The 471-nt window shown below is 71.8% G+C and carries 1 protein-coding gene; it reads right to left on the reverse strand.

The features are described 5' to 3' along the window. Positions 1 to 471, reverse strand: a 471-nt coding sequence (locus AAHH18_RS17995; protein WP_343302561.1) for a methyl-accepting chemotaxis protein, incomplete at both ends; no start/stop codon positions are given.

Raw genomic sequence — 471 nt, forward strand, 5'->3', positions numbered from 1 at the left:
GCTCGCGATGATCTGGGAGATCTCCCCGATCGCCGCCACCGCACCCGTGGTGTCGCCCTGGATCGCCTCCACCCGCCGGGCGATGTCCTCGGTCGCCTTCGCGGTCTCCTGCGCCAGCTCCTTCACCTCGCCGGCGACCACCGCGAAGCCCTTGCCCGCCTCACCGGCACGGGCCGCCTCGATCGTCGCGTTCAGCGCCAGCAGGTTGGTCTGCTCCGCGATCGACGTGATCACCTTCACCACGTTGCCGATCTCCTGGCTGGAGACGCCGAGCCGCGACACCTGGTCGTTGGTGCTCGCCGCGACCTCGGTGGCCTGGCCGGCGACCTTCGCCGCCTGCGAGGAGTTCTGCGCGATCTCCCGGATGCTGGCGCCCATCTGCTCAGCGCCCGCCGCGACCGTCTGGACGTTGCGCGACACCTGCTCCGCGGCAGCCGCGACGACCCCCGCCTGCGCGGACGTCTCGTCGGA

Source organism: Cellulomonas olei (assembly GCF_039548315.1).
Classification (GTDB): domain Bacteria; phylum Actinomycetota; class Actinomycetes; order Actinomycetales; family Cellulomonadaceae; genus Cellulomonas.